4 protein-coding genes and 1 pseudogene are annotated in these 4245 nt (G+C 58.4%); 3 read left to right on the forward strand and 2 right to left on the reverse strand.

From position 1 onward, the window contains the following. The coding region (locus tag RTY00_RS20885) for a 4-hydroxythreonine-4-phosphate dehydrogenase PdxA (protein ID WP_312665972.1) at window positions 1-409 on the reverse strand (409 nt) is incomplete at its 3' end. After that, entirely contained in the window at window positions 402-1673 is a 1272-nt protein-coding gene (gene dtnK / locus RTY00_RS20890) for a D-threonate kinase (protein WP_312665973.1), read from the reverse strand. The genes RTY00_RS20885 and dtnK, both read right to left, overlap by 8 nt. A gap of 182 nt (window positions 1674-1855) precedes the next feature. On the opposite strand from dtnK, the gene RTY00_RS20895 reads away from it, so the two are divergent. The 3 genes and pseudogenes from RTY00_RS20895 to RTY00_RS20905 all read left to right on the forward strand — a co-directional run. Beyond that, entirely contained in the window at window positions 1856-3004 is a 1149-nt protein-coding gene (locus RTY00_RS20895; protein WP_312665974.1) for an iron-containing alcohol dehydrogenase, read from the forward strand. A gap of 17 nt (window positions 3005-3021) precedes the next feature. Beyond that, the gene (locus tag RTY00_RS20900; protein WP_008108544.1) at window positions 3022-3906 is read left to right on the forward strand and encodes a dihydrodipicolinate synthase family protein; all 885 of its coding nucleotides are present in this window, start codon (window positions 3022-3024) and stop codon (window positions 3904-3906) included. A gap of 86 nt (window positions 3907-3992) precedes the next feature. Continuing rightward, a pseudogene (locus RTY00_RS20905) lies at window positions 3993-4245 on the forward strand (hydroxyacid dehydrogenase); the annotation flags it as partial.

Raw genomic sequence — 4245 nt, forward strand, 5'->3', positions numbered from 1 at the left:
CGGGATAAATATGCCCCGCCGAGTGCAGCGCCTCTTTATTTAACGGTGCGGTGGCAATCGCCTGCACCTCGCCAGCCAGCGCCAGTTCGGTTGCGCGTTTGACGCAGCGCCAGGCCAAATCGCCAGCCGCTTTCTGCACCACGCCGGGCTGCAGCGCGGCGGCATCCGCCAGCGGTTCATCAATCACGTTGATAATGCCGGGCGCGAAGTGCGCATCCTTGACCTGGTCGAGCACGCGCAGTTCAGCCTGCGGCGTGACATTGAGTCCCATCACCCGACGCAGCGTGTTGGCGCAACCCACCACCACCGCAGGCACGCCCGCTAACTCACCTTCTGCCAGCACTTTAATGATGATCTCCGGGCCGATGCCCGCCGGATCGCCCATGGTAATCGCAATAATTTTACTCACTCGACTTCTCCTCAATAAAACGAATGGCTTCTACCAGGGTGTTTTCGTCACCAAAGCCACCTGCTTTGGTCATCACCGGCAGGTGTAATTCACTGTTAAGCAAAACCCCGTGCGGCACGCAGCCCGCCACAAGGCCCTGAATTTGGAAACCGCTCGCGCCAAACGCCTGCGCCACGGCAATCGCCACATCACCGCCAGAGAGATACAGCCCAGCGGGCTGCACCTCGCTGCACACGCGGCGGGTTAACTGCGCAAGAAACTGGCAGATGCGCTCGCCCAATAACTGACGTGAAATCTGATGCTGTTGACACAACTGCTCAATCTCATGGCGCTGATCGGCGTGTTGCGTAGTGCGCACCACGCAATGCGTGCCGTCGCACAGCGCCTGCTGCATTGCCTGCTGCCACTGTTCAGCCTGCGGCCAGGCCGGTTGGGCAAACAGCTGGCGGATATCAATGTCGATAACGCGGATGTCACGCTGGCTGGCGAGGCGCGTAATCTGCTGCTGCGTAATCGCGCTCATCGAGCCGACTACCGCCAGCACCGGACGCGGCTGACGCGCCGCCAGCAACGCGCCAAGCGCATCGCTGAGCCCGGACGCACCGGCCAGCAGTGGACGCGTCTCCAGCGAGGCTGCCGCCGCAATTAATAAGGCAATGTCGGCGTCCTGCTCGATATCCACCACCAGCAAACCTTGCTTGCTGGCGAGCACCTGCGCCAGATGGTCGTCGCGCAACGTGGCGAGATCGAGGGTTTCACCCGGCAAGGTGCTTTGCATCTGCAATCGCGTCAGCACATGGCCGCTGGTGACCGGCGTTTTAGGATCGCTGGCGAACTCGCTGTCGATCAGACGTTGCTGATGGATCCACACTTCACCCGCACGCGTGGTGCGTCCAAGCTTCGGCACCGCCGGCACCACTAAAGCTAATGTTTTGCCGCTAGCCTGCATCGCGGCAGTAATTTCCGCGCCGGGATTGCCGCGCAGCGTGGAATCAATCTTCTTAAACAACCAACCGTCGCTAGCGATGGCCTGATGTTGCTCAATGGCAGCCCGCGTGCGCCGTGCCGCTTCCTGTTCGCTGAGCGCACGGCTATCGGTGCTGATCACCAGCACATCGGCGGCATCAGCGTCATGCGGCGTGCTGCTATCAAACAGCACATGCACTCGCGCTCCGGCTTGTGCCAGCCCGCTGCCCGCGTCATTGGCGCCGGTGAAATCATCAGCAATCACCAGGACTGGCGTTTTCCATGGCGGTAAAGTCATGCTCTCTCCTGTTCCGGCATCTGCCGTGCTGCAATGATTATATTCAATCATGATTGATTATATGTGAGCAAGATCAAATTAATCGAAATCAATTTGTCCTATAAAATTAGGCACTGTAGTGATGGACCTCGCGCTGCTTGAGCAAACTTAATCACTCAGCGCAAAAAACGTAAGGGTAAGAGATGAATATCAACAGCACCGTGATCAGTGGCTTTCAGGCGCTTAATGACCTCAGCTATTTACTGCAAGGTAAAGAAAAAGCGCTGCTGGTGACCGATAAGAATATTGAAGGCATTCCGGCGGTGCAGACGCTGATTGCCCAGCTGAAGCAGCAGATTGCCAGCCTGAGCATCGTCAATACGGTGCCGCCAGAGCCCAGCCAGCACGACGTGGCGGCCATTGTCGCCGCGCTGCCGAGCACCGATGTGGATCTGGTGATTGGCGTCGGCGGTGGCAGCGTACTGGACGTCGCCAAGCTGCTGTCGATTCTGTGTGTCGAGGGCGCACCGACACTGGATGCGCTGCTGGCGGGTGAAAAGCCGCTGACACGTACCACTTCGCTGCTGATCCCTACCACCGCAGGTACCGGCTCGGAAGCCACGCCCAACGCGATTCTGGCGATCCCCGAGAAAGAGACCAAGGTTGGCATTATCACGCCGGTGATGCTGCCAGATTATGTCGCGCTGGTGCCAGAGCTCACCACCAGCATGCCACCGCACATCGCCTCTTCCACCGGTATCGATGCGCTGTGCCATTTAATCGAGTGCTTTACCGCTACCGGGTCGAATCCGGTGAGCGATAACTATGCGCTGATCGGCATGAAAAAGCTGTTTGCCCGCCTCGAAACCACTATCGCGGAGCCGGATAACCTTGAAGCGCGCCTGAATATGCTGTGGGCGTCTTATTACGGTGGCGCGTCAATTGCGCATGCCGGTACGCATCTGGTACATGCAATGTCTTATCCGCTGGGCGGCAAATATCACCTGCCGCACGGCGTCGCCAACGCCATTCTGCTCGCGCCCTGCATGCGCTTTGTGCGTCCGGCGGCGGTGAGCAAATTCGCTCAGGCTTACGATCTGCTGCCAGATGCCGATACCTCGCTGGACGACGAAGCCAAATCCCACGCGCTGGTGGCGTACTTTGCCGCGCTGGTGAAACGCCTGAAGCTGCCCGCCAGCCTGGAAGAGCTGGGTATCGGCCCGGATCATCTGCCGTATCTGGTGGAAGCCGCGCTCGACGTGCAGCGCCTGATGAAGAATGTACCGATGAAAGTGGGCGCCGATGACGTACGCAACGTCTACCTGACGCTGTTTCCGGCTTTGAATCACTAAGGATTATCGAGGACAACATGAGCAAGAAAATTCAGGGCGTGTTAACCGCCATCGTCACCACCTTCGATCGCGACGGCGCATTCAATCCAGCCGCCCAACGCGAACAGGTTAAACGTCAGTTAAGCGCCGGCAACGGCATCTTCTGCGGCGGCACCAACGGCGAATTCTTCGTGTTGAACGAACAGGAGAAGCTGGCGGTGACGCAAACCTGCGTTGATGAAGTAAACGGCAGCGCGCCGGTGGTGGCGCACATTGGCGAGATCTCCACGCGTGAAACCATTCGCCTTGGGAAACAAGTAGCGAAGCTGGGCGTGGATGCGGTTTCGGTGATCACGCCCTATTTCGTGCCGCTAAAGCAGGAAGAGCTGATTGCCCACTATCGCGCAGTGGCCGACGCCATCGACGTGCCGCTGTTCCTCTACAACATTCCGGCGCGCACCGGCAACACGCTGCAGCCGGAAACCGTGCGCACGTTGGCCGCGCACCCAAACATCATCGGCATCAAAGACAGCGCCGGCAGCTATGAAAGCCTGAGCGGCTTCCTGCAAGCGGCTGCAGGAATCGACAGTTTTGATGTGCTGAACGGCCCGGATTCGCTGATTCATCAGGGCTTTGTCGACGGCTGCTCGGCCTGTATTTCTGGTCTCGCTAACGTGGCGCCTAAAGAGATCAATGCGATTTGGGCACGCTTCCACGCCGGCGATATCGAAGGTTCGCGCCTGGCGCAGGAAAACGTCACCGGTCTGCGCACCGATCTGTATAGCGTGGGCTTCTCTCCCGCCGCAGTGAAAAAAGCGGTGACGCTGCTGGGCTTTGAGGTTGGTGACAGCCGCTACGCGGTGAGTTTCTCTGCCGAAGAAGAGCAGAAGATCCGCCAGATTGTGAATCAGTATTTGCAGTAATTTTCAGGTGAGTAGCCAGCCAGGTCGTCATCAATGGCGACCCTGGCACCGGCTGTTATCTGTTTTTTTCAACATCGGGAAGAATTATGAAAGTCATCTGCACTTCACCGTCGTTTGCGAAATATGACGCGACGCCGATAGCAACGCTGCAGCAGCACGGTTTTGAGCTGATCATGCTGCCCGCCGATGCGCCGCTAAGCGCACTTGAGCCGCATCTGGCTAACACCGTGGCGATGATCGTGGCCTTTACCGACATCAACCAAGAACTGCTGGCGTTAGCGCCGCAGCTGAAAATCGTCTGTAAGCACGGCGTTGGCGTCGACAACATCAATCTGGAAG

The sequence above is a fragment of the Pantoea sp. CTOTU49201 genome, from assembly GCF_032054795.1.
GTDB lineage: Bacteria > Pseudomonadota > Gammaproteobacteria > Enterobacterales > Enterobacteriaceae > Pantoea > Pantoea symbiotica.

Excerpts from the sequence above, each read along its gene's own strand:
- RTY00_RS20895 (WP_312665974.1), top strand. The coding sequence starts at position 1,856 with ATGAATATCAACAGCACCGTGATCAGTGGCTTTCAGGCGCTTAATGAC.
- dtnK (WP_312665973.1), bottom strand. The coding sequence starts at position 1,673 with ATGACTTTACCGCCATGGAAAACGCCAGTCCTGGTGATTGCTGATGAT.
- RTY00_RS20900 (WP_008108544.1), top strand. The coding sequence starts at position 3,022 with ATGAGCAAGAAAATTCAGGGCGTGTTAACCGCCATCGTCACCACCTTC.